This is a genomic window from Solwaraspora sp. WMMD1047 (assembly GCF_029626155.1).
In the GTDB taxonomy this organism is placed as follows: Bacteria; Actinomycetota; Actinomycetes; order Mycobacteriales; family Micromonosporaceae; genus WMMD1047.
The window spans coordinates 1,334,255-1,360,207 of sequence record NZ_JARUBL010000001.1 but is presented as its reverse complement, the minus strand read 5'-3'; the positions used below and the strand labels follow the sequence as shown (position 1 = coordinate 1,360,207).

The 25,953-nt window shown below is 73.7% G+C and carries 20 protein-coding genes; 13 read left to right on the top strand and 7 right to left on the bottom strand.

Features of this window, described 5'->3' with window-relative positions:
- Positions 1 to 27: 27 nt before the first annotated feature.
- From O7627_RS06260 to O7627_RS06250, 3 genes are all read left to right on the top strand, one after another.
- The gene (locus O7627_RS06260) at positions 28 to 1,290 is read left to right on the top strand and encodes an ROK family protein (protein WP_278092548.1); all 1,263 of its coding nucleotides are present in this window, start codon (positions 28 to 30) and stop codon (positions 1,288 to 1,290) included.
- A 167-nt stretch (positions 1,291 to 1,457) separates the two neighbouring features.
- Positions 1,458 to 3,155, top strand: a complete 1,698-nt coding sequence (locus tag O7627_RS06255; RefSeq protein ID WP_278092547.1) for a GAF domain-containing SpoIIE family protein phosphatase — start codon at positions 1,458 to 1,460, stop codon at positions 3,153 to 3,155.
- Positions 3,152 to 4,153, top strand: coding sequence for a cobalamin-dependent protein (locus tag O7627_RS06250; RefSeq protein ID WP_278092546.1), 1,002 nt, complete (start codon positions 3,152 to 3,154; stop codon positions 4,151 to 4,153). The genes O7627_RS06255 and O7627_RS06250 overlap by 4 nt, the downstream gene beginning before the upstream one ends.
- Before the next feature lie 14 nt (positions 4,154 to 4,167).
- Here the strand turns inward: O7627_RS06250 and O7627_RS06245 are convergent, their stop codons facing one another.
- Positions 4,168 to 4,626: a MarR family transcriptional regulator gene (locus O7627_RS06245; RefSeq protein WP_278092545.1), complete on the bottom strand. Its 459-nt coding sequence runs from the start codon at positions 4,624 to 4,626 to the stop codon at positions 4,168 to 4,170.
- A 96-nt stretch (positions 4,627 to 4,722) separates the two neighbouring features.
- Between O7627_RS06245 and O7627_RS06240 the strand changes: the two genes are divergently transcribed.
- Complete coding sequence (locus tag O7627_RS06240; protein WP_278092544.1) at positions 4,723 to 5,865, top strand: PP2C family protein-serine/threonine phosphatase; 1,143 nt, start codon at positions 4,723 to 4,725, stop codon at positions 5,863 to 5,865.
- A gap of 33 nt (positions 5,866 to 5,898) precedes the next feature.
- Here O7627_RS06240 and O7627_RS06235 read toward each other — a convergent pair whose 3' ends face one another.
- Positions 5,899 to 6,522, bottom strand: coding sequence for an acyltransferase (locus tag O7627_RS06235; RefSeq protein WP_278092543.1), 624 nt, complete (start codon positions 6,520 to 6,522; stop codon positions 5,899 to 5,901).
- A gap of 375 nt (positions 6,523 to 6,897) precedes the next feature.
- On the opposite strand from O7627_RS06235, the gene O7627_RS06230 reads away from it, so the two are divergent.
- From O7627_RS06230 to O7627_RS06195, 8 genes are read left to right on the top strand one after another with little or no spacing between them, the layout of a single operon-like run.
- Positions 6,898 to 7,974 (top strand): Gfo/Idh/MocA family oxidoreductase, encoded by a 1,077-nt coding sequence (locus tag O7627_RS06230; protein WP_278092542.1) that lies wholly within the window; start codon positions 6,898 to 6,900, stop codon positions 7,972 to 7,974.
- Positions 7,971 to 8,936, top strand: a complete 966-nt coding sequence (locus tag O7627_RS06225; RefSeq protein ID WP_278092541.1) for an NAD-dependent epimerase/dehydratase family protein — start codon at positions 7,971 to 7,973, stop codon at positions 8,934 to 8,936. The genes O7627_RS06230 and O7627_RS06225 overlap by 4 nt, the downstream gene beginning before the upstream one ends.
- The gene (locus tag O7627_RS06220; protein ID WP_278092540.1) at positions 8,933 to 10,069 is read left to right on the top strand and encodes a DegT/DnrJ/EryC1/StrS family aminotransferase; all 1,137 of its coding nucleotides are present in this window, start codon (positions 8,933 to 8,935) and stop codon (positions 10,067 to 10,069) included. Before O7627_RS06225 ends, O7627_RS06220 begins: the two co-directional genes overlap by 4 nt.
- Positions 10,066 to 10,773, top strand: coding sequence for an acetyltransferase (locus O7627_RS06215; RefSeq protein WP_278092539.1), 708 nt, complete (start codon positions 10,066 to 10,068; stop codon positions 10,771 to 10,773). The genes O7627_RS06220 and O7627_RS06215 overlap by 4 nt, the downstream gene beginning before the upstream one ends.
- 28 nt (positions 10,774 to 10,801) lie before the next feature.
- Positions 10,802 to 11,923: a DegT/DnrJ/EryC1/StrS family aminotransferase gene (locus tag O7627_RS06210; RefSeq protein ID WP_278092538.1), complete on the top strand. Its 1,122-nt coding sequence runs from the start codon at positions 10,802 to 10,804 to the stop codon at positions 11,921 to 11,923.
- 28 nt (positions 11,924 to 11,951) lie between these two features.
- Positions 11,952 to 13,310, top strand: coding sequence for an MFS transporter (locus O7627_RS06205; RefSeq protein WP_278092537.1), 1,359 nt, complete (start codon positions 11,952 to 11,954; stop codon positions 13,308 to 13,310).
- On the top strand, positions 13,307 to 14,323 hold the full coding sequence (locus O7627_RS06200; protein ID WP_278092536.1) for a hypothetical protein: 1,017 nt from the start codon (positions 13,307 to 13,309) through the stop codon (positions 14,321 to 14,323). The genes O7627_RS06205 and O7627_RS06200 overlap by 4 nt, the downstream gene beginning before the upstream one ends.
- Positions 14,324 to 14,357: 34 nt before the next feature.
- Positions 14,358 to 15,224: a DUF6492 family protein gene (locus tag O7627_RS06195; protein WP_278092535.1), complete on the top strand. Its 867-nt coding sequence runs from the start codon at positions 14,358 to 14,360 to the stop codon at positions 15,222 to 15,224.
- Between the two features lie 20 nt (positions 15,225 to 15,244).
- On the opposite strand, the gene O7627_RS06190 is transcribed toward O7627_RS06195, so the two are convergent.
- Positions 15,245 to 16,660: a hypothetical protein gene (locus O7627_RS06190; RefSeq protein ID WP_278092534.1), complete on the bottom strand. Its 1,416-nt coding sequence runs from the start codon at positions 16,658 to 16,660 to the stop codon at positions 15,245 to 15,247.
- Between the two features lie 373 nt (positions 16,661 to 17,033).
- On the opposite strand from O7627_RS06190, the gene O7627_RS06185 reads away from it, so the two are divergent.
- On the top strand, positions 17,034 to 17,909 hold the full coding sequence (locus O7627_RS06185) for a glycosyltransferase (protein ID WP_278092533.1): 876 nt from the start codon (positions 17,034 to 17,036) through the stop codon (positions 17,907 to 17,909).
- 14 nt (positions 17,910 to 17,923) lie between these two features.
- Here the strand turns inward: O7627_RS06185 and O7627_RS06180 are convergent, their stop codons facing one another.
- The 4 genes from O7627_RS06180 to O7627_RS06165 all read right to left on the bottom strand — a co-directional run bounded on the left by O7627_RS06180 (position 17,924) and on the right by O7627_RS06165 (position 25,719).
- Entirely contained in the window at positions 17,924 to 19,042 is a 1,119-nt protein-coding gene (locus tag O7627_RS06180) for a glycosyltransferase family 2 protein (protein ID WP_278092532.1), read from the bottom strand.
- 33 nt (positions 19,043 to 19,075) lie between these two features.
- Entirely contained in the window at positions 19,076 to 20,629 is a 1,554-nt protein-coding gene (locus tag O7627_RS06175) for an oligosaccharide flippase family protein (protein WP_278092531.1), read from the bottom strand.
- Complete coding sequence (locus tag O7627_RS06170) at positions 20,619 to 21,830, bottom strand: glycosyltransferase family 4 protein (RefSeq protein WP_278092530.1); 1,212 nt, start codon at positions 21,828 to 21,830, stop codon at positions 20,619 to 20,621. The genes O7627_RS06175 and O7627_RS06170 overlap by 11 nt, the downstream gene beginning before the upstream one ends.
- 139 nt (positions 21,831 to 21,969) lie before the next feature.
- The gene (locus tag O7627_RS06165; RefSeq protein WP_278092529.1) at positions 21,970 to 25,719 is read right to left on the bottom strand and encodes a DUF4082 domain-containing protein; all 3,750 of its coding nucleotides are present in this window, start codon (positions 25,717 to 25,719) and stop codon (positions 21,970 to 21,972) included.
- Positions 25,720 to 25,953: the final 234 nt, after the last annotated feature.

Below are 25,953 nucleotides of genomic sequence, written 5' to 3'. Positions count from 1 at the left end.
TGCCCGCGCTATGGCATTGTCAACCCCATGACGCAGCCCGGCACCGTGCGGGTCGGCCCGGCCGGAGCTCCGGTCCGACAGGCCAGCCTGCGGGAACACAACCTGGCCCTGGTGCTGCGCCAGGTGGCCGCCGGCGTCGATGGGCGACCCCCGTCCCGGGCCGACATCGCCGCCGCCACCGGGCTCACCCGGGCCACCGTCTCCGCCCTGGTCGACGACCTGATCGGCGGGCGGCTGCTGACCGAGGTCGAGCCGGTCCCCCGGACCGGGGCCGGCCGGCCGGCCCAGGGCCTGGCGCTGGCCGGCGACGGACCGGCCGGGCTCGGTCTGGAGATAAACGTCGACTACCTGGCCGCCTGCGTGATGGACCTGACCGGCGCGGTCCGGCACCGGGAGGTGCGGCGGACCGACCTGCGTCCGGTGCCGGCCGCCGACGCGCTGGCCCGGCTGGCCGAGCTGGCCGGGCGGGCCCGGGCCACCGCCCGTGGCCAGGGCCTGCTGCTCGCCGGCACCACCCTCGCCGTCCCCGGCCTGGTCACCGCGGCCGGTGTCGTCCGACTGGCCCCCAACCTGGGCTGGCACGACATCGACGTACCGGCGATCCTGGCCGCCGGGGCGAGGGCGACCGACCGGGCAGCGCCGGCCGCGCCGACGCTGCAGGTGGAGAACGAGGCGAACCTGGCCGCGCTCGGCGAGCTGCACGCCGGGCCGAGCGGGCCGGCCACCTTCATCTACATCTCCGGCGAGATCGGCATCGGCGCCGGCATCGTGCTGCACGGCGAGCTGTTCCGGGGGGCCCGCGGCTGGAGCGGCGAGCTGGGCCACATCCCGGTGCACCCGGACGGCATCGACTGCCGCTGCGGCGGCCGGGGTTGCCTGGAGCGGTACGCCGGGCAGGAGGCGATCCTCGCCGCCGCCGGGCTGACCGGCCCGCCACTGCCCGCCGACGCGGCGATCGCCCGGCTGGTCGAACTCGCCGAGCGGGCGGATCCCGCCGCGCTGGGCGCCCTCGACGCCGCCGGGACCGCCATCGGCGTGGCGGTCGCCGGCGTGATCAACCTGCTGGACGTGGACACCGTGCTGCTGGGCGGCGTCTACGCGCCGCTGGCCCGCTGGCTGGCGCCACCGGTGCAGGCCGAGATCCGCCGACGGGTACTCACCGCGGCCTGGTCGCCGGTCACCGTCCAGCCGGCCCGGCTCGGCGCGGACGCCGCCGTGCTGGGGGCCGCCGGTTCGGTCGTCCGCGGGGTGCTGGCCCACCCGGCCCGGTGGCTCACCGGCGCCGGCTGAGGACGCCGACCTCGATCGGCCCGGTCGGCCGGCTGCCGTTCCGCCCCGCTTCGATGGGCGATTGTCGGGGCACCTCGGTACCCTTGCCAGCAGACAACTTTCGTCGCCGACAGGAGTGCCGCCAGCATGAGCACAGGTCAACGTCGCGGGGCGCCGGGGCGCCCGGCGTGACCGGCTCCAGACGTGGCGGCCTGGCCGGGCCGGTCAGCGGGGGCGCCACCGCGTCCCGCCAGCGTCGCGCTGCCGGGAGCCCGGCCCCCGACCCGGCCGCCCCCGAGGCGCTGCTCGCCGGCGGGCTGCTCGACGGCCTGGCCGAGGCGGTCGTGCTCACCGACGCCGCCGGCCGGGTGACCCTGCTCAACGACGCCGCCCGGCAACTGCTGCCGGAGGTGGCGATCGGCTGCCAACTCACCATGTGCCCGGTACCGGCGCTGGCCCGGGCCGCCGAGGACGGCAGCGACGGCTTCGAGGCCGAACATCTCGGCCGGCAGCTGCACGGCAGGTGTCGGCCATTCACCGACGGCCGCTCGGTCTGGTATGTGCGGGACGTCACCGAGGAGCGGGCCCGCACCGACGCCCTGCTCGCCGAGCGGTCCCGGACCGCCTTCCTGGCCGAGGCCGGCGCCCGGCTCAGCCTGTCGCTGCACCCGGAACACACCCTGCGGGCCGCCGTCACGCTGCTGGTGCCCTATCTCGCGGACGCCGCCGTGGTGGTCCGCCGCCCGACCGCGCCGCTGCCCGCGACCGGCCCGCTGAGCTGGGTCCGGTACGCGGCCGGCGACGGCCGGCCGGTCAGCGGCACCGGCCGGGCCGAACTGGCCGACTCGGTACCCGGCCTGACCGAGGCGATGAGCGGTGATCCGACCGAGGCCAGTCCGTGGCTCGCCGCCCAGTTGGCCGACCTCGGCTGGGCGTTGCCGGACGACTTCGGCCCGCCCGGCACCGTGCTGGTGGCTCCGATGCCCGGCGCCGGCGCCGGCTCCGGGGCGCTGGTGGCGATCCGGCGGGCCGGCCGCCCCGGCTTCGACGAACCGGACGTCGCGCTGGTCCGGCAGTTCGCCGCCCGGGCCGGGGCCGCGCTCGGCACCGCCGAGCTCTACGGCGAGCAGGCCCACCTGGCCCGGGTGCTGCAGGCCAGTCTGCTGCCGCCCGCCCTGCCGCCGATCCCCGGCGTGACCCTGGCCGGCGGCTACCGGGCGGCCGGCGACAGTCTGCGGATCGGCGGCGACTTCTACGACGCCTTCCCGGCCGACGACGGCGGCACCTTCGCCCTCGGCGACGTCTGCGGCAAGGGTGTCGAGGCCGCCGTGCTCAGCGGCCGGGTCCGCCAGTCGCTGGACACCCTGCGGCTGGTCGAGGACCGCCCGCTGCGCCTGCTCGAACTGCTCAACCAGGCGCTGTTCAACGCCCCCGACGCGGACCGCCGGGCCCAGTTCACCACGCTGCTGCTCGGCACCCTGGCGCCGGCAACCCGCCCCGGCGACGGGCTGCGACTGCGGATCGCGGGCGGCGGCCACCCGGCCCCGCTGGTGGCCGGTCGGGACGGCACGGTCCGGGCGGTGAAGGTCGGCGGGATGCCGGTCGGCGCACTGCCCACCGCACGGTTCAGCGAGATCTCGCTCCGGCTGGCGCCGGGGGAGCTGCTGCTGGCGTACAGCGATGGGGTGACCGAGGCCCGCGGCGGGCCGGACGGCCACCAGATGTTCGGCGAGGCGCGGCTCGCCCAGGCCCTCGCCGGCTGCGCCGCGTTGCCGCCGGCCGCCCTGATCGAGAGCCTGCTCCAACACGTCGACGACTGGCTCGACGGGCACAGCCACGACGACATCGCGCTGCTCGCGCTGCGGGCCGGACCGGAGTGGGAGTGAGCGCCCCGACGATCCCGGCGGCGGCGCTGGCCGGTTACCTCGACTGCCTGGAGCGGGCCGATCCGGCCGCCGCCACCCGGCTGGCACTGGACCTGCTCGACGCCGGGGTGGCGCCGGCCGACCTGCTGATCGACCTGGTCGCGGTCGCCCAGCGGGAGGTGGGCGAGCGGTGGCGCGTCGGTCGCTGGAGCGTCGCCCAGGAGCACGCCGCCACCCACGTCAGTGAACGGGTGGTCGGGGCGATCGCCGACCGGGTCCAGCCCGGCGCCGAACGCGGCCGGGTGGTGCTCGCCTGCGTCGAGGGTGAGTGGCACGCGCTGGCCGCCCGGCTGGTCGCCGAGGTGCTGCGCGCCGACGGCTGGCAGGTGACCTTCCTCGGCGCCAGCGTGCCGCCCCGGCACCTGGTCTCCTACCTGCACCAGACCGGGCCGGACGCGGTCCTGCTCAGTTGCCTGCAGAGCAGCCGGCTGGTCCGGGCCGCCCGGGTGATCGAGAGCTGCCGGCTGGCCGGCGTACCGGTGATCGCCGGCGGTCCGGGCTTCGGCCCGGCGGGTCGGTGGGCGTCGGTCGTCGGCGCCGCCGCCTGGGGCGCCACCGCCCGCGACGCCGCCCGGCTCCTGGCCGAGCAGGTCTTCTCGGCCGCCGACGTCGGGGCGGCGCCGGTCACCGGCGGGGACGAGCATCTCGCCGTGCTGCGCCGCCGCCGGGAGCTCGTCGACCTGGCCACCCGGATCGCCGACCCGTCCGACGAGGAGCTGGACAGCGTGGCGGCCGAGGTCGGTCATCTGGTCGACGCGTTGGCCGCCGCCATCCGGGTCGGCGACCCGGCCCTGGTCACCGAGTTCGTCCGCTGGCAGGGTGACGTCCTGACCGCGCGCGGCGGCCCGTCCGGGCTGCTGGACGCGGTGCTGGACGGCTGGGCGACCGTACTTGTCGAGCATCCGCAGGCACGCGACTACCTGGATCGGGCCCGCGCGGCGAGCCGGGTGCCGGCCTGACCGCAGTCGGTGGCTCAGGCGGGTCGGGCCGTGCGGGCCTCCCGTGCGACGCGGTGGTTTCGCGCGGGCCGGGCGGCGGCGTCGAACTCGGAGAGCCCGCGCAGCAGCGCCCGCCGCGCGGCGGGGCTCATCCCGGCCAGCACCCCGGCCAACCGGTCGAGCCGGTCCAGCCGGAACTCGTCGAGGACCTTCTGGCCGGCCGGGGTGAGGTGCAGCGAGATCTCCCGCCGGTCCACCCGGCCGGGCTCGCGTTCGACCACACCGGCCGCGACCAGCCGGTCACAGAGCCGGCTCGCCGACGACAGCAGCATGCCCAGGGTGGTCGCCAGCCGGCGCAGGTTGATCCCGTCGAACTCCTGGATCACCAGCAGGGCCCGCAGCTGCGAGCCGGAGAGCTGGCCGGCCGCCTGTTCCCGGGCCGCGTCCCAGACGGACAGCAGGGCCCCGGCCGCCGAGTCCACCGCGGCGGCCATACTCACATCCGGTCCGTCCGGACCATGGTGGGTTGCCATGCTGGAGCCGACACTACTCCCGCGATTCCCGCCGATGAACCTTCGAGGGGGCACTGAATGCCTGACCGGTTGGCCGAAGTTCGTCGCGCGCTCACCGAGGCGCCGGCCGACGCACTCGTGGAGCGGCTCGGCGAGACCCTCGCCAAGCACTACGGGGTCGCCGGCACCGAGCTGCTCCAGGTCGACTACCGGCTCTCCGCGCTGCTGCCGCTCACCGGCGGCGAACCGGTCACCGGGGCCGGAAATCCCGCCTGGCACGCCTTCGACCAGCAGGCGGAGGTGGAGCGCGACGGGGTGGGCTACCTGCCGGTGACCATGCGCGGCGAGCGGGCGGGAGTGCTGCGGCTGGCGTCGATGCCGGCCGACCCGGAGCTGCGCGCCGAGCTCCGGGAGGCGGCCATCGCGCTCGGACACGAACTGGCCGCCGTCGCCGCCGGCACCGACCGCTACACCGTGGCCGCCCGGACCCGCCGGCTGACCCTCGCCGCCGAGATGCAGTGGGACCTGCTCCCCGGCCGCAGCCGGGTCCGCCCGTCGTTCAGCCTCGCCGGCCAGTTGGAGCCCGCGTACGCGGTCCGGGGCGACAGCTTCGACTGGTCCGACGACGGGGCGCGGCTCTGGCTCTCGACGGTGAACGGCTCCGGCGAGGGGGTGATCGCCTCGATGCTCACCTGTCTGGCCACCAACGCCCTGCGCAACGCCCGGCGGGGCGGTCTCGACCTGGCCGACCAGGCCGCCCTCGCCGACCAGGCGGTGTACGCCTACCACCGGGGCACCCAGCACATCTCCGTACTCCTGCTGGAGCTGGACCTGCGCACCGGCGTGGTGACCGCCGTCGACGCCGGGTCGCCGCAGCTGATGTTGCTGCGCGACGGCGAGGTGACCCACCAGGAGCTGGAGGCGCAGTGCCCGCTCGGCATGTTCGAGGGAACCCTCTACCAGCCGCAGCGGTTCGAGCTGACGCCCGGCGACCGGCTCTTCGTGGTCAGTGACGGGGTGTTCGACGCCGCCTCCCGCGACGTCCGGTACGGCGCGACGGCGCTGGAGCGGTTCATCCGGCGCAGCGGTCCGATGGCCCCGCTGGAGGCCGTCCGGTCCCTCCTCGGTGACCTGCGGGCGTTCGTCGGCGGGGACCTGATCGACGACGCGGTCACCGTCTGCCTGGACTGGTACGGCCCGCAGCACGACGCCGAGCACTGAGCCGCCGGACACTGGCCGGACCCGGGCCGGCGGTCAGCCGGGCGGGGCGACCTCGGTCAGCCGGCCGTCGGCCTCCTGGTACTCCGCGCCGCTGCTCGGGCAGACGAACCGGCCGTCCCCCTTGGCGAGCAACGGCTGGCCGGCCCGGCCGACCCAGCCCACCCGCCGGGCCGGCACCCCGCGGACCAGCCCGAAGTCCGGCACGTCCCGGGTGACCACCGCACCGGCGCCGACCAGGGCCCAGCGGCCGATGGTGACCGGCGCGACGCAGACCGCCCGGGCGCCGATGGCGGCGCCCTCGCCGACGCGTACCCCGACGGCGGTCCAGTCGTCGCCGCTCTTGAGCCGTCCCTGCGGGGTGACCGCCCGCGGGTACTCGTCGTTGGTGAGCACCGCGGCCGGCCCGACGAAGACCCCGTCGCCGAGCTCCGCCGGCTCGTACACCAGGGCGTAGTTCTGCAGTTTGACGTTGTCCCCGATCCGCACGCCGGGGCCGACGTAGGCGCCCCGGCTGACCACGCAGTCCCGGCCGAGGGTCGCCTCCTCGCGGATCTGGGCCAGGTGCCAGATCCGGGTGCCGGCGCCGATGACGGCCCGGGGGTCGACGTCGGCTCCCTCGGTCACCAGCACGCCGTCCCGATTGGGGGAAATGGCCATGTTTTTCTCCGTTAATCCGCTGCGACCCAGCTCACGGTAGGTGCGATCCCGGTCACCGTAGCCGCCGGCCGATGGCACCAGTGTCGGGAGGCCGACGGGCGGCAGCACGGGGACCGTCCGGAAGACCGGAGAAACCGAAGGTACCGGTTGCGGTCGCGGCTCTGCCCGAAATCCGTCACAGCGCTGGCGTGAGCGGCCATCACGTCGGTAGCTTGCCGGGCGGACCGCTTCGCGCGCCCGGCCGCTGCCTCCTGCCGAAATCGCCCGAAACCCGTGTCGCCGCCCGAACCTCCCCGCTCCGCCCAGGTACCGCATCGCCGCGCACTGCCGCCCGACCCCAACGACGACGCCCGAACCCTAACGAAACGGATGTCCGTGAACGCACCACACGTTGCCGACCGGCCGATCGGGGTGGCCGTCGTCGGAGCCGGCTACTGGGGCCCCAATCTCGTCCGCAACTTCCAGTCCTCGGCCGAGTTCCGGCTGCGGTGGCTCTGCGACCTGGACGAGGACCGCGCGCGCCGGGTACTCGGTGGCTACTCCACCGTCCAGACCACCGCCGACCTGGCCACCGTGCTCGCCGACGACGAGGTCGAGGCGGTCGCCATCGCCACGCCCGCCGGCACCCACCTGACGGTGGCGATGGCCGCCCTGCAGGCCGGCAAACACGTCCTGGTCGAGAAGCCGCTCGCGGCCGGCCAGGCCGACGGCCGCCGGCTGGTCGCCGAGGCGGAACGGCGCGGGCTGTCGCTGATGTGCGACCACACCTACTGCTACACCCCGGCGGTGCTCCGGATCCGGGAGATCCTGCACGCCGGCGAGCTGGGCGAACTGCACTACCTCGACTCGGTTCGGATCAACCTCGGCCTGGTCCAGCGGGACATCGACGTGATGTGGGACCTCGCCCCGCACGACCTGTCCATCCTGGACTTCATCCTGCCGCCGGGGGTACACCCGGTCGCGGTGGCCGCGCACGGCGCGGACGGGATCGGGGCCGGCCGGGCCTGCGTGGCCTACCTCACCCTCCGGTTGAACACCGGCGCCATCGCGCACATCCACGTGAACTGGCTCTCCCCGGTGAAGATCCGCACCACCATCGTCGGCGGCTCGAAGCGGACCCTGGTCTGGGACGACCTCAACCCGAGCCAGCGGCTGGCCATCTTCGACCGCGGGGTCGACGTGTCGACCTCCGAGGAGCTCGGCGCCGAGCAGCGCCGGGACATGCTGGTGTCGTACCGCTCCGGCGACATGGTCGCCCCGGCACTCACCGAACGGGAGGCGCTGCGGACCATGGTCGAGGAGTACGCCCGGTCGATCCGCACCGGTACGCCGGCGCTTACCGACGGACGGGCCGGCCTGCGGGTGCTCGGCATCCTGGAGGCCGCCAGCCGGAGCCTGACCGAGGGCGGCCGGATGATCGAACTCGACCTCGACGAAAAGGGCGTGGCATGACTGCGGTGGCAATCGAGGGCGCGCGCGCCCTGGTGACCGGTGGGGCCGGCACGATCGGCTCGCACGTCGTCGACGAACTGGTCGCCGGCGGCGCCGCCGAGGTGGTGGTGCTGGACAACTTCGTCCGCGGTCGCCGGGAGAACCTCGCCCAGGCGCTGGCCCGCGGCCCGGTCACCCTGGTCGAGGGCGACATCCGCGACGTGCCGCTGGTGCACGAGCACAGCCGCGGCAAGGACCTGGTGTTCCACCTGGCCGCGATCCGGATCACCCAGTGCGCCGAGGAGCCCCGCCTCGCCAACGAGGTGCTCGTCGACGGCACCTTCAACGTGCTGGAGGCGGCCGCGGCCGCGGGCGTCAAGAAGGTCATCGCCTCCTCCTCGGCCTCGGTCTACGGGCTGGCCGAGCAGTTCCCCACCACCGAGCGGCACCACCCGTACAACAACGACACCTTCTACGGCGCGGCGAAGGCGTTCAACGAGGCCATGCTGCGCAGCTTCCACAGCATGTCCGGCCTGGACTACGTGGCACTGCGCTACTTCAACGTGTACGGCCCCCGGATGGACGTGCACGGCCTCTACACCGAGGTGCTGATCCGCTGGATGGAGCGGATCGAGGCCGGCACCCCGCCGCTGATCCTCGGCGACGGCCTGCAGACCATGGACTTCGTCCACGTCGCCGACATCGCCCGGGCCAACATCCTGGCCGCCCGCGCGGACGTCACCGACGAGGTCTTCAACATCGCCAGCGGCACCGAGACCAGCCTCAAGGAGCTGGCCGCCGCGCTGAGCGAGGTGATGAAGTCGGAGCTGGCCCCGGAGCACGGCCCGGCCCGGGCCGTCAACGGGGTGACCCGCCGGCTGGCGGACACCTCCGCCGCCGCCCAGCGGCTCGGCTTCCGCACCGAGATCGGGCTCCGCGACGGCCTGCAGGGCCTGGTCGAGTGGTGGCGGGGGCAGCGATGAAGATCCCGGTGATGATCCCGATGCTCGGCGAGGAGGAGGCGCTCGCCGCCGCCGACGCCGTCCGGTCCGGCTGGGTCGCCCAGGGTCCGCGGGTGGCCCGCTTCGAGCGGGAGTTCGCCGACCGGGTCGGCGCCCGGCACGGGGTCGCGGTCAGCTCCTGCACCACCGGCCTGCACCTGGCCATGGTGCTGCTGGACATCGGCCCCGGCGACGAGGTCATCGTCCCGTCGTTCTCGTTCATCGCCACCGCCAACGCCGTCCGCTACGTGGGCGCCACCCCGGTCTTCGCCGACGTCGACCTGGCCACCGGGAACGTGACGGTGGAGACCGTCGAGGCGGTCCGCACCCCGAACACCCGCGCGATCATCGCCGTCCACCAGGGCGGCGTGCCCTTCGACGTGGCGGCGCTGCGCAAGGCCGCCGACGGCTGGGGCGTCGGGCTGGTCGAGGACGCCGCCTGCGCGGCCGGCTCGACCGCGTACGGTCAGCCGGTCGGCGCTGGCGCCAGGGTGGCCGCCTGGTCGTTCCACCCCCGCAAGCTGGTCACCACCGGCGAGGGCGGAATGGTGACAGTGGACGATCCGGAGGCGGCGGTCCGGCTGCGGCGGCTGCGCGAGCACGGTATGAACGTCTCGGCCGCCGATCGGCACGCCAGTGCCCAGCCGGTGCTGGAGGCGTACCTGGAGACCGCCTACAACTACCGGATGACCGACATCCAGGCCGCCATCGGTCTGGTCCAGCTCGGCCGGCTGGCCGGGCTGGTCGCCCAGCGCCGCGAGCTGGCCGCCCGGTACCGGGACCTGCTGGCCGACGTGCCCGGGGTGACCGCGGTCCGCGACCCGGCCTACGGACAGGGCAACTTCCAGTCGTTCTGGATCCGGCTGGATCCGGAGTTCCGCACCGGCCGGGACGAGGTGCTCGCGGCGCTGGCCGCCCGGGGCGTCTCGGCGCGGCGCGGCATCATGGCCGCCCACCTGGAGCCGGCGTACGCGGATCTGGCCCCCACCGTCGGACCGCTGCCGGTCACCGAGCGGCTGACCCGCGACTCGCTGATCCTGCCGCTGCACCACGCCCTGACCGAGGCCGACCAGGACCTCATCGTCGGCATCCTGCGCGAGCTGGCCGGCGGATGAGGGACCTGGTCATCGTCGGGGCGGGCGGCTTCGCCCGGGAGACGGCCGCCGCCGTGCACGCCGTCAACCAGGACCGCCCCACCTGGCGGCTGCTCGGCTTCCTCGACGACGACCCGGCGCTTGCCGGCAGCAGCCGGGCCGGCCTGCCGATCCTGGCCGACACCGGCGCGCTGACCGGCGCGCCGCCCGCCGGAGCCCCGGACCTGACCGACGCCGCCGTCCTGGTCTGCGTCGGCAACCCCCGCGACTACGCCGCCCGGCGCCGGGTGGTGCGCCGGCTCGGCCTGCCAACCGACCGGTACGCCACCGTCGTGCACCCGGCCGCGCAGGTCGGCGCCGGCAGTCGGGTCGGACCCGGCTCGGTGCTGCTGGCCGGCACCGTGCTCACCGCCGACGTCTCCGTCGGCGCGCACGTCGCGGTGATGCCGCACGCGGTGCTGACCCATGACGACCGGGTCGAGGACTACGTCACCATCGCCTCCGGGGTCCGGCTCGGCGGCGGCGCCGTGCTGCGCGAGGGCGCGTACGTCGGTGCCGGCGCGCTGCTGCGGGAGGGCGTGACGGTCGGCTCCTGGTCGCTGGTCGGGATGGGTTCGGTGGTCCTGCGGGACGTGCCCCCCGGCCAGGTCTGGGCCGGCAACCCGGCCCGCTGGCTGCGCGCCGCCCATCCCACCGAACCCGCCCCCGTGCCCGCTCTGCCGTGATCGCCCGCCCCTCGTCGAGGAGTCGAATATGCCCCCCATCCCCCTGGTCGACCTCGCCGCCGCCCACGCCGAGGTGGCCGAGGAGGTCGAGTCCGGTTTCAAGCGGGTGATCGGCGACACCGCCTTCATCGGCGGTGCCGAGGTCGCCGCCTTCGAGCAGGAGTACGCCCGGTTCACCGGCGTCGGGCACTGCGTCGGGGTGGCCAACGGCACCGACGCCCTGGAACTGGCGCTGCGCGCGGTCGGGGTCGGTCCGGGCAGTGAGGTGATCCTGCCGGCGAACACCTTCATCGCCACCGCCGAGGCGGTGGCCCGGGCGGGCGCCCGGGTGGTGCTCGTCGACTGCGACCCGGACAGCTACCTGATCGACGTGCCCGCGGCGCTGGCCGCCGTCACCCCGGCCACCAGGGCGATCGTGCCGGTGCACCTGTACGGGCAGCTCGCCCCGGTTGAGGAGTTGCGGGCCGGGCTGGCCGGCCGGGACGTGGCGATCGTGGAGGACGCCGCGCAGTGCCAGGGCGCCACCCGCAACGGTCGCGGCGCCGGCGCCGGCGGGATCGCCGCCACCAGCTTCTACCCCGGCAAGAACCTGGGCGCGTACGGCGACGCCGGTGCCGTGGTCGCCGACGACGCCGGGCTGGCCACGGCGGTGCGGACGCTGGGCAGCCACGGCGGCCTGACCAAGTACGTGCACGAGGTGATCGGCGTCAACAGCCGGCTGGACGGGTTGCAGGCCGTGGTGCTGCGGGCCAAGCTGGCCCGGCTGGCCGGCTGGAACGCGCTGCGCCGGGCGGCCGCGCAGCGGTACCACGAGCTGCTCGCCCCGCTGGAGGTGGGGCGGCCGACGACGCTGCCGGGCAACGAGCACGTCTGGCACATCTACTGTGTACGGATTCCGTCCGACGGCACGCCGGCCCGCCGGGACCGGGTGCTGGCCGCCCTGCACGCGGCCGGCGTCGGGGCGGCGATCCACTACCCGGTGCCGGTGCACCTGACCCCGGCGTTCGCCGACCTCACCCCGGCGGCCGGGGCGTTCCCGCAGGCCGAGCGGCTGGCCCCGGAGATCCTGTCGTTGCCGATCTACCCGCAGCTCACCGCCGACCAGCAGGAGGCCGTGGCGTCGGCGTTGTCCGCCGCGCTCGCCGGCTGACCGACCAGAAGATGGGTGGCCCGTGTACGTGACGCTGCGGGACCGGCCGGGCGGCCCACCGCCGGCCGGTCGGCGGGCCGCGCGCCGGGTCTCCAGCACGGTCCTGCTGCTCGGCACGGTGAGCCTGCTCACCGATGTGTCGTCGGAGATGGTGGCCTCCGTGCTGCCGCTCTACCTGACCGTGGTGGTCGGTCTGAGCCCGGTGGCGTACGGCTTCCTGGACGGCATCTACCAGGGCGTCAGCGCGCTGGTCCGGATCGCCGGCGGCTACGCCGGGGACCGGGGTGGGCAGCCGAAGTGGGTCGCGGTGGTCGGCTACGGCGCCTCGGCGGTGAGCCGGCTCGCGTTGCTGCCGGCGCAGGGCTTCGCCGCTATCACCGCCGTGATCACCGCGGACCGGCTCGGCAAGGGACTGCGGACGGCCCCCCGGGACGCGCTGATCGCCGCGTCGTCCGAGCCGGACCAGTTGGGCCGGGCGTTCGGCGTACACCGGGCGTTGGACACCGCCGGCGCCGCGCTGGGGCCGCTTGTCGCCTTCGCCCTGCTGCTGGCCGTGCCCGGCAGCTACGACTCGGTCTTCCTCGCCTCGTTCGCGTTCGCGGTGCTCGGCCTCGCCGTGCTGGTGCTCTTCGTGCCGAACCTGCGGACCGCCGCCGGGACCGCCCGGTTGGGGGTGCGGCGGATGGCCGCCGAGGTGTCCGGCCGGCGGTTGCGCCGGCCGCTGCTCGCCGCCGGCCTGCTGGGGCTGCTCACCGTCGGCGACGGCTTCCTCTACCTGACCCTGCAGCAGCGCGACGACTTCGCCGCGCTCTACTTTCCGCTGCTCTTCGTCGGCAGCAACGTCGCCTACCTGTTGCTCGCGGTGCCGCTCGGCCGGCTCGCCGACCGGGTCGGCCGGGCCCGGGTGCTGGTGGCCGGGCACGGCGCGCTGCTGGCCTGCTATCTGCTGGCCGCCCTGCCCAGCGGGGGTGTCTGGCTGACCCTGTCGGTGCTGCTGCTGCTCGGCACCTTCTACGCGGCCACCGACGGGGTGCTCGCCGCGCTGGTCAGCCGGTTGGTCCCGGCGCCGGCCCGGGGCAGCGGGATCGCGGCGGCCCAGACCGTCGTGGTGCTCACCCGGTTCGCCTCGTCGCTCGCCTTCGGTCTGCTCTGGAGCCGGCTGGGCGCCGGCACCGCGGTCCTGGTCTTCGCGGTCGGGCTCGCAGCGGCGATCCCGGCCGCCGGCTGGCTGCTGCGCGGGACCGACCGGACGCTCGCCGCCGCTGCGCCGCCGACCGGGCCGTCAGCGGCCGGGCCGTCAGCGGCCGGGCCGTCAGCGGCCGGGCCGTCAGCGGCCGGGAAGCCGGCCGGCGGGGGCGGCGGGGAGTCGACGGGAGGTGCCCGGTGAGGGGTCTGCGTGCCCGGCTGATCGTGCTGGTCGGCATCGCCGTGCTGCTGCTGGGCGGGACCGGCGGCTACGTGCTGCACGTGCGGGAGTCGCAGGCCCAGACCCGGGACCGGGCGCCGGCCGTGCCGACCCGGGACGATGTCGACGCGGTCCGCGGCCAGCCGCACGTGATCTTCCGCAGCACCGCGCTGGGGACCGGCTACGGGCGGGTCGCCCTGGTGCCGCTCGACGACCCGGCCGGGCCGCGCGTGCTCACCGGCCGGGGCTGCGAACGGGTCTACGCGACCGGGACGGAGACCATCTGCCTCTCCGCCCAGCGCGGGCTGGTCACCAGCTACCGGGCGCAACTCCTGGACCGGGACTGGGCGCCCCGGCTCGACCTGCCGCTGACCGGCATCCCGAGCCGGGCCCGGCTCTCACCGGACGGCTCGCTGGCGGCCACCACCTCGTTCGTCGCCGGTGACTCGTACGCCAATCCCGGGCAGTTCTCGACCCGTACCGTGATCAGCCGCACCGGCGGCGAGGTGGTGGGCGACATCGAGGAGTTCCCGCTCTACGTCGACGGCGCCCTGCTGACGGCGGTCGACAAGAACCTCTGGGGCGTCACCTTCGCCGACGACGACCTGTTCTACGCCACCGCGGCGTCGGGTGGCCGGACCTGGCTGGTGCGGGGCAGCATCCTCCACCGCCGGATCGAGGCGCTGCACACCGACGCGGAGTGTCCGTCGCTGTCGCCGGACGGGACCCGGATCGTCTACAAGAAACGCGGCGACCTGCCGCCCGGCCGGTGGCAGCTGACCGCCTACGATCTGGGCACCGGGGTCGAGACCCGGCTGGCCGAGACCCGCAGCGTCGACGACCAGGTCGAGTGGCTCGACAACGGGCAGGTCATCTACGGGCTGCCGCGGGACGGCGGTGCCGCGGCCAGTGACGTCTGGCGGGTGCCGGCCGACGGCACCGGAGCGCCACAACTGTTGATATCCGACGCCTGGTCGCCGGCGGTGGTGCGGTGAGCCCGCCCGCGCCGGCCGAGCAAAGGACCCCGAGATGAGCGAGCTGGCCGTCATCACCCCGAGCTTCGGCCCGGACTTCGAACTCTGCGCCGCCCTGCACCGGTCGGTGCTGGCGCACTCGCCGGCGTCGGTCCGGCACCACATCATCGTGCCCCGGGCCGACCTGCCGCTGTTCGGCCGGTTGGCGGGTGACCGGACGGTGCTGCACGACGAGGCGGACTTCCTGCCCCGATCGGTCCGCTCGGTCCCGGGCACGAAGTACTCGGTGAACCTGCGCCGGCCGTTCCCCCCGCTGCGCGGCTGGATCCTGCAGCAGGTGATCAAGCTGGCCGCCGCCGCCCGGTCGACGGCGGACGTGGTGGTGCTCGTCGACTCGGACATCGAGTTCGTGCGGCCGTTCTCGGTAGACACCTTCCGGCGTGACGGCGTGGTCCGCTTCTACCGCCAGCCCGGCGAGGTCGACGGCCGGCTGCCCCGGCACGTCCGCTGGCACCAGGTGGCCCGCGCGCTGCTGGGACTGCCGGCGCAGCCGCCGCCGTACCCCGACTACGTCTCCTCGTTGCTGGCCTGGGATCCGGCCGTGGTCCGCCAGCTGCTCGACCGGATCGAGTCGTCGACCGGCCGGCGCTGGGTCGACGCGGTCGGGTCGCAGCTGCACTTCTCCGAGTGGACCCTCTACGGGGTCTTCGTCGACGGGGTGTTGGGCGGGGCGGCCGCCGACGGCTTCGCCGCCACCGGCACGCTGTGTCACTCGTACTGGGAGGAGACGCCGCTGGACGAGCGGAGCGTCGCGGAGTTCATGGCCGGCATCCGGCCCGAGGACGTGGCGGTGATGATCTCCGCCAAGTCGCGTACTCCGTTGCCGGTCCGCCGGGCGGCCCTGGCGGACCTGACCGGCTGACCGACCGGATGCGGTCCGGCTCAGTAGGCCCCGCAGCTGGAGCCGCCGTCGATTCGGTAGACGTGGACGGCGTTGCCGTCGGCGAACGAGTCGGTGAAGGTCCCGTCGCGGGCGGCGATGGTGCGGTTCTCGTCGAGCACCGTGACCTGGTGGGTGCCGACGCAGGGCAGGCTGAAGGTGGCGTTCTCGACGGGGTCGCCGGCCGACCCGGCGAGCAGGTAGAAGTGGCCGTCGTACCACTTGGTGGCGAGGTCGACCCCGGTGCTGACCGAGGCCACCCCGTCGGCGTACGGCGCGTTCAGCACCGGCGCCAGCTTCCTGATCCGGCCGTTGACCCCGGTCACGGCGGCCCGGACCTCGGCGTAGCACTCCTCCCGCAGCGCGTGCTGGCTGACGCACTCGCCGCCGAAGCTGTGGTTGAAGTAGACGATGCCGCGGGCGCCGTGGATCAGGCTGCTCCAGACCGCGGCGACGATCTGCTCCGGCTCGGCCTTCGGGTAGTGGTCCTCCTTGAACGGCCGACCCACCTCGACGAAGCTCCAGACCGGCTTGCTGCCCGCCGGCTCGACCAGCGACCGGACCCGGTCGATGGTCAGCCCGTAGTTCGCCGGCCGGTGGCACAGCTCGGGCGGCAGCCGGTCCGCCCCGTCGGCGGAGACCAGCAGGTCCTCGTCGAAGAACCGGCCGCCCTCGCTGAACCCGCAGATCGCGCCGTCGGTCAGCCAGTAGGTGTCGACCGACAGCACGTCGCCGAACTCGTTGACGAACCGGCCCGCCTCGGTGTCGCTCTGCCAGAAGGAGATGCCCTTGCCGTAGTTCGTCATCCGCAGCCGCTTGTCGGCCGGGAGGCGCTCGCTGGCCTCCCGCTGGACGGTGTATCCGCAGCGGCCGTCCGCCGGCGCGCAGATGTCGCCCTGGCCGGGGTAGTTCCCGGTCCACGCGTCGTCGCCCGGGCCGGCCCACATGTCGGCCTCGTCGGAGATGAACCAGCCGGTCGTCTCCGGGCCGTGGCTGCCGATCGGGCTGGTGATGGTGTGCATGCCGGCGGCCCGCACCAGCGCCGGGTCGCTGTTGGCGGTCAACTCGACGTAGGTGTTCAGGCCGGCCGCCTTGTCCTTCGCGGTGTCCGCCGGGTCGGTGACGCTCTCCAGCCAGACCCCGATCGGGAAGAACGACGGGTCGGCCGGCAGGGACGGGGAGAACCGGGAGTAGAAGTCCGGACCGCCGTCGACCGGGCGCAGGGTGGCGCCGGCTCCGCCGGTGGTCGCCACGCCGCCGGGCGTGACCGGCGCGCCGCCGGACTCCGCCGAGCGGTCCGAACCGAGCAACCGGACGGCGGCGAACCCGGCCAGCAGGACGAGGGCCGCCGCGATGGCGACAACGGTGGTGCGTCGACCCGATCGGCGGATACCGTTGACACCATTCGGTACGGCCATGTATCCCTCTCCGCACGGGCGGACGAAACGGTGATCGTTTCGCGACTGGTTGCGAAGTCCGATAGTAGCAGCGCCCTTGCCGGGGCCACCTGACCGAAGCGAGGTAAACTCACCCGCCAGTCGGCCCCGAAGACCAGTCGATAGGCCCCCTCGTCGAACCGGAGCGTCGGTGTTCCCACGCAATTTGAACCAGGCCCGTGAATTCGTCCGGGCCCGTCTCGCGGCGGCCGATGTACGCGGCCGCCAGGTACCCCGGTTCACGGTCGCCGGGACGCAACCGCAACCGGCGACCGTGTACTATCTGGCGCCCGACAACGACCAGCCGTCCGGCGGGGTACGGGTCATCTACCGCCATGTGGATATCCTGAACGAAATGGGATTCCGGGCATTTGTGATGCATCACGCGGCCGGCTTCCGCTGCCAATGGTTCAGCAACCACACCCCGGTGGTGGGCGCCGGCGCGGCCGTCCTCGGCCCGGAGGACATCCTGGTGGTGCCCGAGTGGTACGGCCCCGGCCTGGCCGGGATGCCGGCCGGGCCGCGGGTGGTGGTCTTCAACCAGCGGGCGTACGACACGTTCGACCACATCCCCTACTCGACGGCCACCCCCGGTGCTCCGTACGCGAACCTGCCCGGGTTGATCGCCCTGCTGGCCGTCTCAGACGACAACGTGGATCTGCTCCGCTACGCCTTCCCGGCGATTCCGGTACAACTGACCCGCAACGTTATCGACCCCGCCGTTTTCACCGCCGGTAACTGGCCCCGCCAGCGCCAAATCGTCTATGTCGGGCACCGGCGGGCCGCCGAGCGGGAGCAACTCCTGCACATTCTTGGTTCGCGTGGGATTCTGCGCGGCTGGACGGTGACGCAGATCGCCGGGCGCACCGAGCAACAGGTCGCGCAGATCCTGCGGGATAGCGCGATCTTCCTCAGCTTCAGCGAACGCGAGGGTTTCGGACTGCCGCCGGCCGAGGCGATGGCCTGCGCCGCGTACGTGGTCGGTTATTCGGGGCTGGCCGGTCGGGAATTCTTCGACGAGGCGTACTGCTCGCCGGCCCCGGACGGCGACCTGCTCGCGTTCGCCCGCGCGGTCGAGGACGCCTGCACCAGCTACGACAACGATCCGGTCGGCCTGGCCAAGCGCGCGCGGGCCGCCTCGGAAGCGGTGCTGGCCCGCTACACCCGCGCCGGCCTCCGCGACGACCTGGCCGCCTTCTACCGACCGCTGCTGCCGGCCCCGCCCGGGTAGGGTCGGCGCCGCCGTCAGATGCCGTGCCGCAGCCAGGTGCGGCGCCGGGCGTCGTTGCGCAGCCGCCGGCGGACCACGCTGGCGGCGAAGCCCGGCACCAGCGGCGCCAGCCGCGGCCCGACCCGCTGCCGGCGGATCAGGCCCTGCCACTCGGGCAACTGCCGGGCCTGCGGGTACGTCTCCAGGGCGAACTCGACGTACCGGTCGACCGGCTCCACGTCGGTGCGGCCCCGGTCGTAGGCGTGGCAGGCCGACTCCAGGGCCTCCACCGCCAGCGCCCGGTGCGCGCTCCGGTGCAGTTCGTCGGCCCGGGGCAGCTTCCCGCCCGGCCCCTCGAACAGCACGTCGAAGGCGATCCGGCGTTCGACCAGGTCGGTCATCCGGCCGGCACCGGCGGTCACGCTCACGCTCGCCGCGTGTTCCCGGTGCAGCGCCTGCACGCAGCCGTCGGTCCGGCCCACGTCGGCCACGGCGGCGGCCCGCATCCAGATCTCCATGTCGCAGGCGTACCGCATCCGGGTGTCCCACGGGCCGATCTCCGCGTAGACCGACGACCGGATCACCGCCTCCGGGGTGGTGATGCAGTTGACCCCGCGCCGGCACCGCTCGGCCACCCAGTCCGCGCCCGACCAGATCGTCCAGCCGGTCACCTCGGCGCTGGCCGGCTCGGGGACCGCGCCGTGGAAGTGCTGCGGCGGACCGTAGACCAGCCCGACCTCAGGAAAGTGGTCGAAGAGCCGGACCGCGCGGGCCAGCGAACCGGGGGTGAGCAGATCGTCGGCGTCCAGCCGTACCACGAACTCCCCGGTCGCCACCGCGAGCCCGTCGTTGTACGCGACGCAGGGTCCGTGGTTCTCCCGGTTGTGGACCGCGACCAGCCGGGGTTCGTCGCGGCCGAGGCGGGCCAGCACCTCGGCTGTGTCGTCGGTCGAGCAGTCGTTCACGACGATGACCTCGGGCTCGACCCCGGCCTGACCCAGGACGCTGCCGACGCTCTCCGGCAGGAAGCGCCCGTAGTTGAAGCACGGGATGATCACCGAGACCCGCGGCACCCGGACGGCCGCCGGCTCGGGTACCGGCGCCGGCACCCGGGTCCGCGGGATCAGCGATCGCGTCGTCGCGCTACCCAGCACTGTCCGCCCCTCTCGTCTCGCCAGCCGGCCCGCTCATCGCGCCGGCACCGCCACTTCCGGCCCCGGACCCGGACCGGGGCCGGCGACCGGTCCGGCCGGATCGGTGGCTGGGCCGGCGACCGGCAGCACGATCGTCTCGGCGTCCTCGACCGGGTTCCGCCCGGCCGCCTGCAGCTCCCGCAACCGCCGCCGCAGCCAGGGCAGCAGCGGCCCGAGCAGCACCACCGTCATCGCCGCCGCGGCGCCGAGCACCTGCCACGCGGCTCCCGGCACGGTCCGGACCACGAGCACCCCGACCGCCAGCGCGGGTCCGGCGGTGAGCAGGGGTACGCCCAGCGCCACCGCGAGCCGGCCCGGTCGGACCCGGTAGCGCCGCAGCGCCACCGTGTAGAGCGGCAGGATGACGAGCAGGCAGACCAGCGCGTGCGCCACCCCGGCCCCGGTCAGGCCGTAGCGCTGGACGCCGAAGATCACCGCGGGGAAGAGCGCGGCCAGCCAGACCACCTGCGCGACCAGCAGCGCCCGGCTCGCGCCGACCGCGATCAGGAAGGTCGCCACCAGGTCGAAGAGCACCCGGAACGCGCCGAAGAACGCCAGCCCCACCAGCGCCTGGGCCGCCATCGACCAGCGCTGGCCGTAGAGCAGCGGCACCACGACGGTGGCCAGCCCGGCCAGCAGCACCCCGGCCAGCAGCGCGACGGTCCAGGTCAGCGCCACCGCCGAGACGAACCCGGCGGCCTTGCGGTCCCGGTCGGCGACCGCCGCGAACGCCGGCAGCGCGACCGCCCGGATCGCCACGCCGAGCGCACTCATCGGCCAGGTCGAGATGTTGAAGGCGAGGGTGTAGAGGCCCAGCATCAGTGCGCCGGCGGCGGTGCCGATGCTCAGGTGGCCGACGTTCATCACCACCCAGGAGAGCACGTTCGCCCCGGCCAGTGGCACGCCGAACCGGAGCAGGCTGCGCGCGACCTCGGGGTCGAAGCCGAACGTCGGCCGGGTGCGGGTGAGCAGGAACTGCAGCAGGGTGACCACCGCCTGCGCGACGACCCGGGAGATCGCCAGCGCCATCGCGCCCAGGCCGAGCATGACAAGTCCGACCGTGACGACCGTGCTCAGCACCAGGCTGGTGGTGTCCAGGCCGAGCTGGGCGCGCTGCCGGAAATCCCGCTGCATCATCGCGTACGGGACCACGGAGAGGCCGCTGAGCAGCAGCGTCAACGACATCACCCGGACCACCGGCGCGGCCTGCGGGCTGTCCATCGCGGCCGAGACGCCGCCCGCAGCCAGGCACATCCCCAGCGCCAGCAGGGCACTGGTGAGCACCGAGATGGTGGTGACGGTCGCCGCCCGCCCGTGCACCCCGTGCCGGATGATGTCCGCGCTCATCCCCAGGTCGGCGAGGGCGATCACGATGGTCTGCATGGTCAGCGCGACCGCGAAGACCCCGAACTCCTCGGGGGCCAGGATGCGGGCCAGCAGCACGCCCAGCCCGAGGCTGCCGATCCGCAGCGCGATGCTGTTGAGGGTGCTCCAGGCCAACGCCCGTTTGACCCGGGCGCCGACCGGCGCCTCGACCTCAGCCGTCATGGTCGGCGCTGACCGCGGGCCGGCGGACCCCGAGGCGCTGCCCCGCCAGGTGCGCCTTGAAGTTGATCAGGTGTGCGGTGGGATGGGCCAGCGCGCCCGCCCGGCGGGACAACCCCAGTGGCGCTCGCAGCGCCTGCCGGTAGATCTCCGCCTGCCGGCGGCCGGCGGCCTGCAGGCTGAAGCGGTCCACCACGAGCCGCCGGCCGAGGGCACCGTGTTCGGCGCGGCCGGCCGGGTCGCGGGCCAGCCGGTCCAACTCGGCCGCGATCGTCGCGGTGCCGTCGCTGCCATCGCCGAGGCCGTAGAAGCCCTGGTTGAGGAAGACCGGCAGGTTCTGTGCGGTGAACGGGAGCCAGAAGCCGCGCTCGCCCTGGACCACGGTGGGCTTGCCGAAGGCCAGCGCCCGCAGCGCCGACGACCCCATCCCGATCACGATGTCGGCCGCCGCGTACGCGTCCCGGGGGTCCAGCATCGCCCCGGTCAGCGTCACCACCTCGGCGCCCCGGTCGGCGTTCACCTGGTCGGCCAGCGCCGCAAGCTGCGCCCGCGACTCCCCGTCGCCGACGATGAACAGCCGCGCCCGCAACGCCGGGTCGAGCTGCCCCATCGCCCGGACCGCGCTGAGCAGCCCTTCCAGCTTGAGCGCCGGAACCAGCCGGGACACCGAGACCACCGCCAGGTCGGCGGGGTCGAGCCCGAACCGGCGCCGGGCCGGGCCGGGGTCGGCCACCGGGGCGTTCGCGTCGGTGTCGATGGGCGGCTCGATGACGTGCACCTCCCGGCGGCGGCCACGCTCGGCGGCGGCGATCTCCTCGGTCCCCACGATCAGCGGCAGGTGCCGGGGAATCCAGGCCGGCACCTCCATCGACAGGACGGTCACCACCAGCGGTACGCCCTGCCGCAGGTAGGCGCCGTAGGCCGTCTCCACCGCCGGCGCCCACTCGTACGCGTGCACCAGGTCCACCCCGCGCCGGCGTACCACCTGGTGGATGGCGGCGACGTTGCGGGGCGACGGGGCCGTGCCCTTCGGCGGCGCCTCGATGAATTCCAGGCCCAGTTCGGCGACCATCTGACACAGGTCGCCGTCCGGGCCGTAAATGATCACCTCGTGCCCGAGACCGGCAACCGTCGCCGCGATCTCGATCGCGTTTATCTGGCTGCCACCGATCTCCATCGTGTGCAGGCAGGTCAGGATGCGCAATTCGATCCTTCCGATCGGCATCGGCGGCGGGGGGTCGACGGATCTGGTGGCGCGGAGCGGGCACCGTCAGCGCCTGCCGGCCGACCAGGTGGTCGACCGGCAGGCGCCATGACGGTTTACCAGGCTAGCCGGAGCGCCGTCAGGAATCAGGCGTGAACACGACATCAACCCAGTAATTGTGGTTCGCGGAATGGCCGGGGAATACCCAGCCGTACGGGTCGTAGTGGTATGCCCCACCACCGGCCAGTACGCGCAACGGTGCGCGGTTCAGCCCGTCGGTGAACTGGTTCGCGGTCACCGCGTACCGCCCGACGGTGGTGTGGTACGACGCGACGTAGGTGGTGTTCGGGAGCACCGGGACCGGCTGGTCGAAGGTCACCGTCTGCCAGCCCGAACCGGTCTCGTCGGCGAACGTCGCGGTGGCCAGCCGGATCCCGGCCGCCGACCAGAGCGAACCCCGGTGCACCCCGGTGTTCTCCGGTCCCTTGTAGAACCGGACTCCGGTCACCAGACCGGCCACGTCGGTCTCGAACCGGACGCCCACCTCGACCGCGTCGTTGTCCGCCCAGTTGGCGCTCTGCGGCACGTCCTGCTCGCCGAAGATGCTCACCGAGGGCAGCGGCGTACCGGTCGGACTCGGCGTGGGCGTCGGGGTCGGCGTGGGCGTCGGGGTAGGGGTCGGCGTCGGGGTCGGGCCCGGGGTCGGGCTCGGCTCCGGGCTCGGGGTCGGGGTCGGACCGGCGGTGGGGCTCGGTCCCTGACCCACTCCCCCGGCGGGCAGGAACAGCGGGTCGACCCAGTAGTTGGCGGACTGGTAGCTGTCCACGGGGAATCCGCCGCCGGACCCGTACCGGTAGGCGCCGTTGTCCCCCGCCGGTGCGGTCAACGGTCCCCGGGTCCACGACGAGGCGAAGAACCCGGAGTCGAAGGCGTAGTTGCCGTTCGGGGCGTAGTACGAGATCAGATAGGTGGTACCGGCGGTCACCGGCACCGGGTTCGGAAACGCCGCGGTCTGCCAACCGGGGGTGCTCGACTCCGGGAAGGTCACCTCGGCCAGCGGCGTGCCGCCACCGGCCGGCCAGAGCCGGCCGACCTGGTTGCCGACGTTGCCCGGCCCGGCGTAGAAGCGCAGCCCCAGGATCTCGCCGTTCGTCGCCGGGACGAACCGGACACCGAGCTCCACCGGATCGTTCTCCCCGGAGGAGGCGACCACCGGCGCCGCGTCCGGCGCGAAGAGGGTCACCACGTCGTCGGAGAAGCTGGTGGTGAAGAACCAGCTGTACGGCGCGCCCATCGGATCGCCACCGAGATCCTCGGCGGTCACCGTGGCGGTGTAGGTGGTCATCTGCGTCAACTCCGCGGCCGGCGTGAAGGTGGCCTTCCGGGTCGGAGCGTCGTAGGAGACCGTGCCCGGCACCGCGACGCCGTCGCCGTCGGTCAGGTCGAACTCGATCGTGGCGGCGTCGACCGCCTTGGAGAAGACCGCCGCCGGGGTGGCGTCCACCGGCACGTTCGACGCACTCGCGGTCGGGCTGGTGGCGGAGACCGAGGGCGGCGCGTTCTCGGCGGTCACGAAGTTCACGTCGACGTAGTAGTTGGCGCCGCCGTAGGACTGGTTGGGGAAGCCGCCGCCGTAGCGGAAGAGTCCGTTGCCCGCCGCCGGCTCGGAGCGGGGCGCCACCAGCGGCCCGGACTGGTGGTCGGCCTGGCTGAAGAACGCCGCGTCGCTGGCGTAGTTGCCCTGCGGGGCCAGGTACGACGCCACGTAGCTCGTTCCGGCGGAGACCGGGACCGGGGTGGCGAAGTTGGCGGTCTGCCAGCCGCTGCCGCTCTCCCCGGCGAAGGTCACCCGGGTCAGCTCGGTGCCGCCGTTGGACCAGAGCTTGCCGACGTGCACGCCGGCGTTGCCCGGTCCCTTGTAGAACCGGATGCCGGTGATCAGGCCGTCGATCTGCGGCTCGAACCGGACCCCGAGCTCGACGGTCGGCTGGGGATCCAGCGGCTCCCCACCGACGGTTTCCACGTAGGCCGGGTTCTTCGGCACCCGCTGCCCGAAGAGGCTGTACGGGCCGGTGACGACGAGTTGGACCGGGGCCGAGGCGGCGCCGAGGTTCCCGCTGTCGTCGACGGCGCGGGCCAGCAGCGTGTGCGCCGCGATGTCGCTGGTGTGGAACTCGTACGTCCAGGACGTGGTGCCGGTGGTCGCCGGGTGCCAGGTCTCGCCGTCGTCGGTGGAGATCTCCACCCCGGCGACCTCGCCGCCGCCGGCGTCCGTCGCGGTCCCCTGCACGGTGACCAGGGAACCGTGCGTCGCGGACTGGTCGGCGACCGGCGAGGTGATGGTGGCGGTCGGCGACAGCACGTCGGTGGAGGCGCCGGTGACGATCAGCGACCCCATCGGGGTGGTCGGCGCCACCCCCATGTCGGCGAAGAGGTTGACGGTGGCCTGCTGGATGGCCTCGTCGGCGGGGGCGCCGGAGCCCCCGTCGTGGACCTCGTCCAGACCCCAGGCCCACTGGATGGTCCCGGCGCCGAAGACCAGTGCCCCGCTGGCCGCCCGGTACAGGGTCATGTGGTGGGTGGTCTCGCCGGCCTCGACCGTCGGCCCGTAGCCGACCAGGTACTCCGGCGTGGGTCCGACGGTGGTGGAGAGCCGGAAGGTGCCGGGCGGCCGGAAGCCGTTGTCGAGGTCCTCGTTGGACTCGTAGCCGACGGTGTGCGGGGCGAGGGTGGCGGTCTGCCCCACGGCGAGTTCGTCCACCCGGGTGTTGCGCCAGAACCGCAGCTTGCCCTGCTCCGCCGGGACCTGCATGGCCAGGTCGGTGTTGTTCGCCATGTAGAGGTTTCCGACCAGGGAGTTCTCCGGCTCCAGCACCTCCTCGCCCGGGAACCGGGAGTCCCGCCAGACGCCGGTCCAGGCGTTCCCGTCGTCGAGTTTCGCGTTCGCCCAGGTCTCCTTGTAGCAGACGAGTGTCCGGTTGTCGGTGTCGGTGCCGTCGACGCTCGACTCCCACCGGGTCTTCCAGTAGACCTCGTTGCCGGTGAAGAAGGCGAGGTGGACACCGGCGTCGCGGGCCGCCTCGACGTTCGTGCGCTGCTGGGCCGACCAGTACTCGTCGTGCCCGACGGAGAGGAAGATCTCGTGGTTGAGCAGCAACTGGCCCCTGATGTCCGAGTCCAGACCGCTGATATAGCTGACGTCGTAGCCGTTGCGCTCCAGGAAGCGGATCATCGGGTACTCGTTGGCGAAGAGGTAGTCCCGCCCGTTGCCGACCGTGCGGGTCGCGAACGGGCGGTTGTAGCTGAGCTTGTAGGCACGCAGGACCGGCTGGGCGCCCTCATAGAAGCTCGCGCCGCCGTAGGTGTTGTAGGCCTGCCAGGTGGTGTCGGAGGTCTGGAAGACCATCTTCGAGGTGCTGGCGTCGTTGCGGACGACGAACGGGATGTGGCTGTCGCCGCCGGTGTCGGAGCGGATCAGCCGGGCGATGTAGACGCCGGAGACGGCGTTCATCGGCACGTTCCAGGTCGCGCCGACCTGCCAGGCGCCGCAGTCGTAGAGCTGGGTGTCCGGTGCGTGCACGCAGTCCTCGTCCGAGTTGGCCGCCAGCGGGGTGGCCGGGTTGAGGGTCGCCCACTCCCGGGCGCCGTCGCCGTCGTACCAGCCCAGCCGGTAGATCTTCACGGTGTACGCGGAGGCGTCCGTCAGCACCTTGAAGCCGATCGGGTCACCGACATCGACGCTCATCTCGGTGGCGAAGCCCTGGATGGACGGGTCGCCGACGCCCCAGACGTCCCACACCGACTTCGGGGTGCCCGGCTTGCTGTTCTCGCAGGCGATCACGTTGATCGGCGTGACGCACGGGTCGGTTGCCGCGGACGCGGCCGGCATGGCGATCGCCAGGGTACCCAGCAACACTGCAACCGCGACGAGGCTGCCTCGCCGCGCACTTAGCCCATCGATGGATTGCGAGATGAACGCCTTCACTGAAATCCTTCCCAGGATCGCGCAACGCGAAATGCCCAGGAGTCTCCCCAAACCCCAGAACACTGACGTTACCAGTGCGAGTCCAGCTCACGATCGGGCACACATACGCCCATCTGCGCGTCCCGGCCACACCCGACT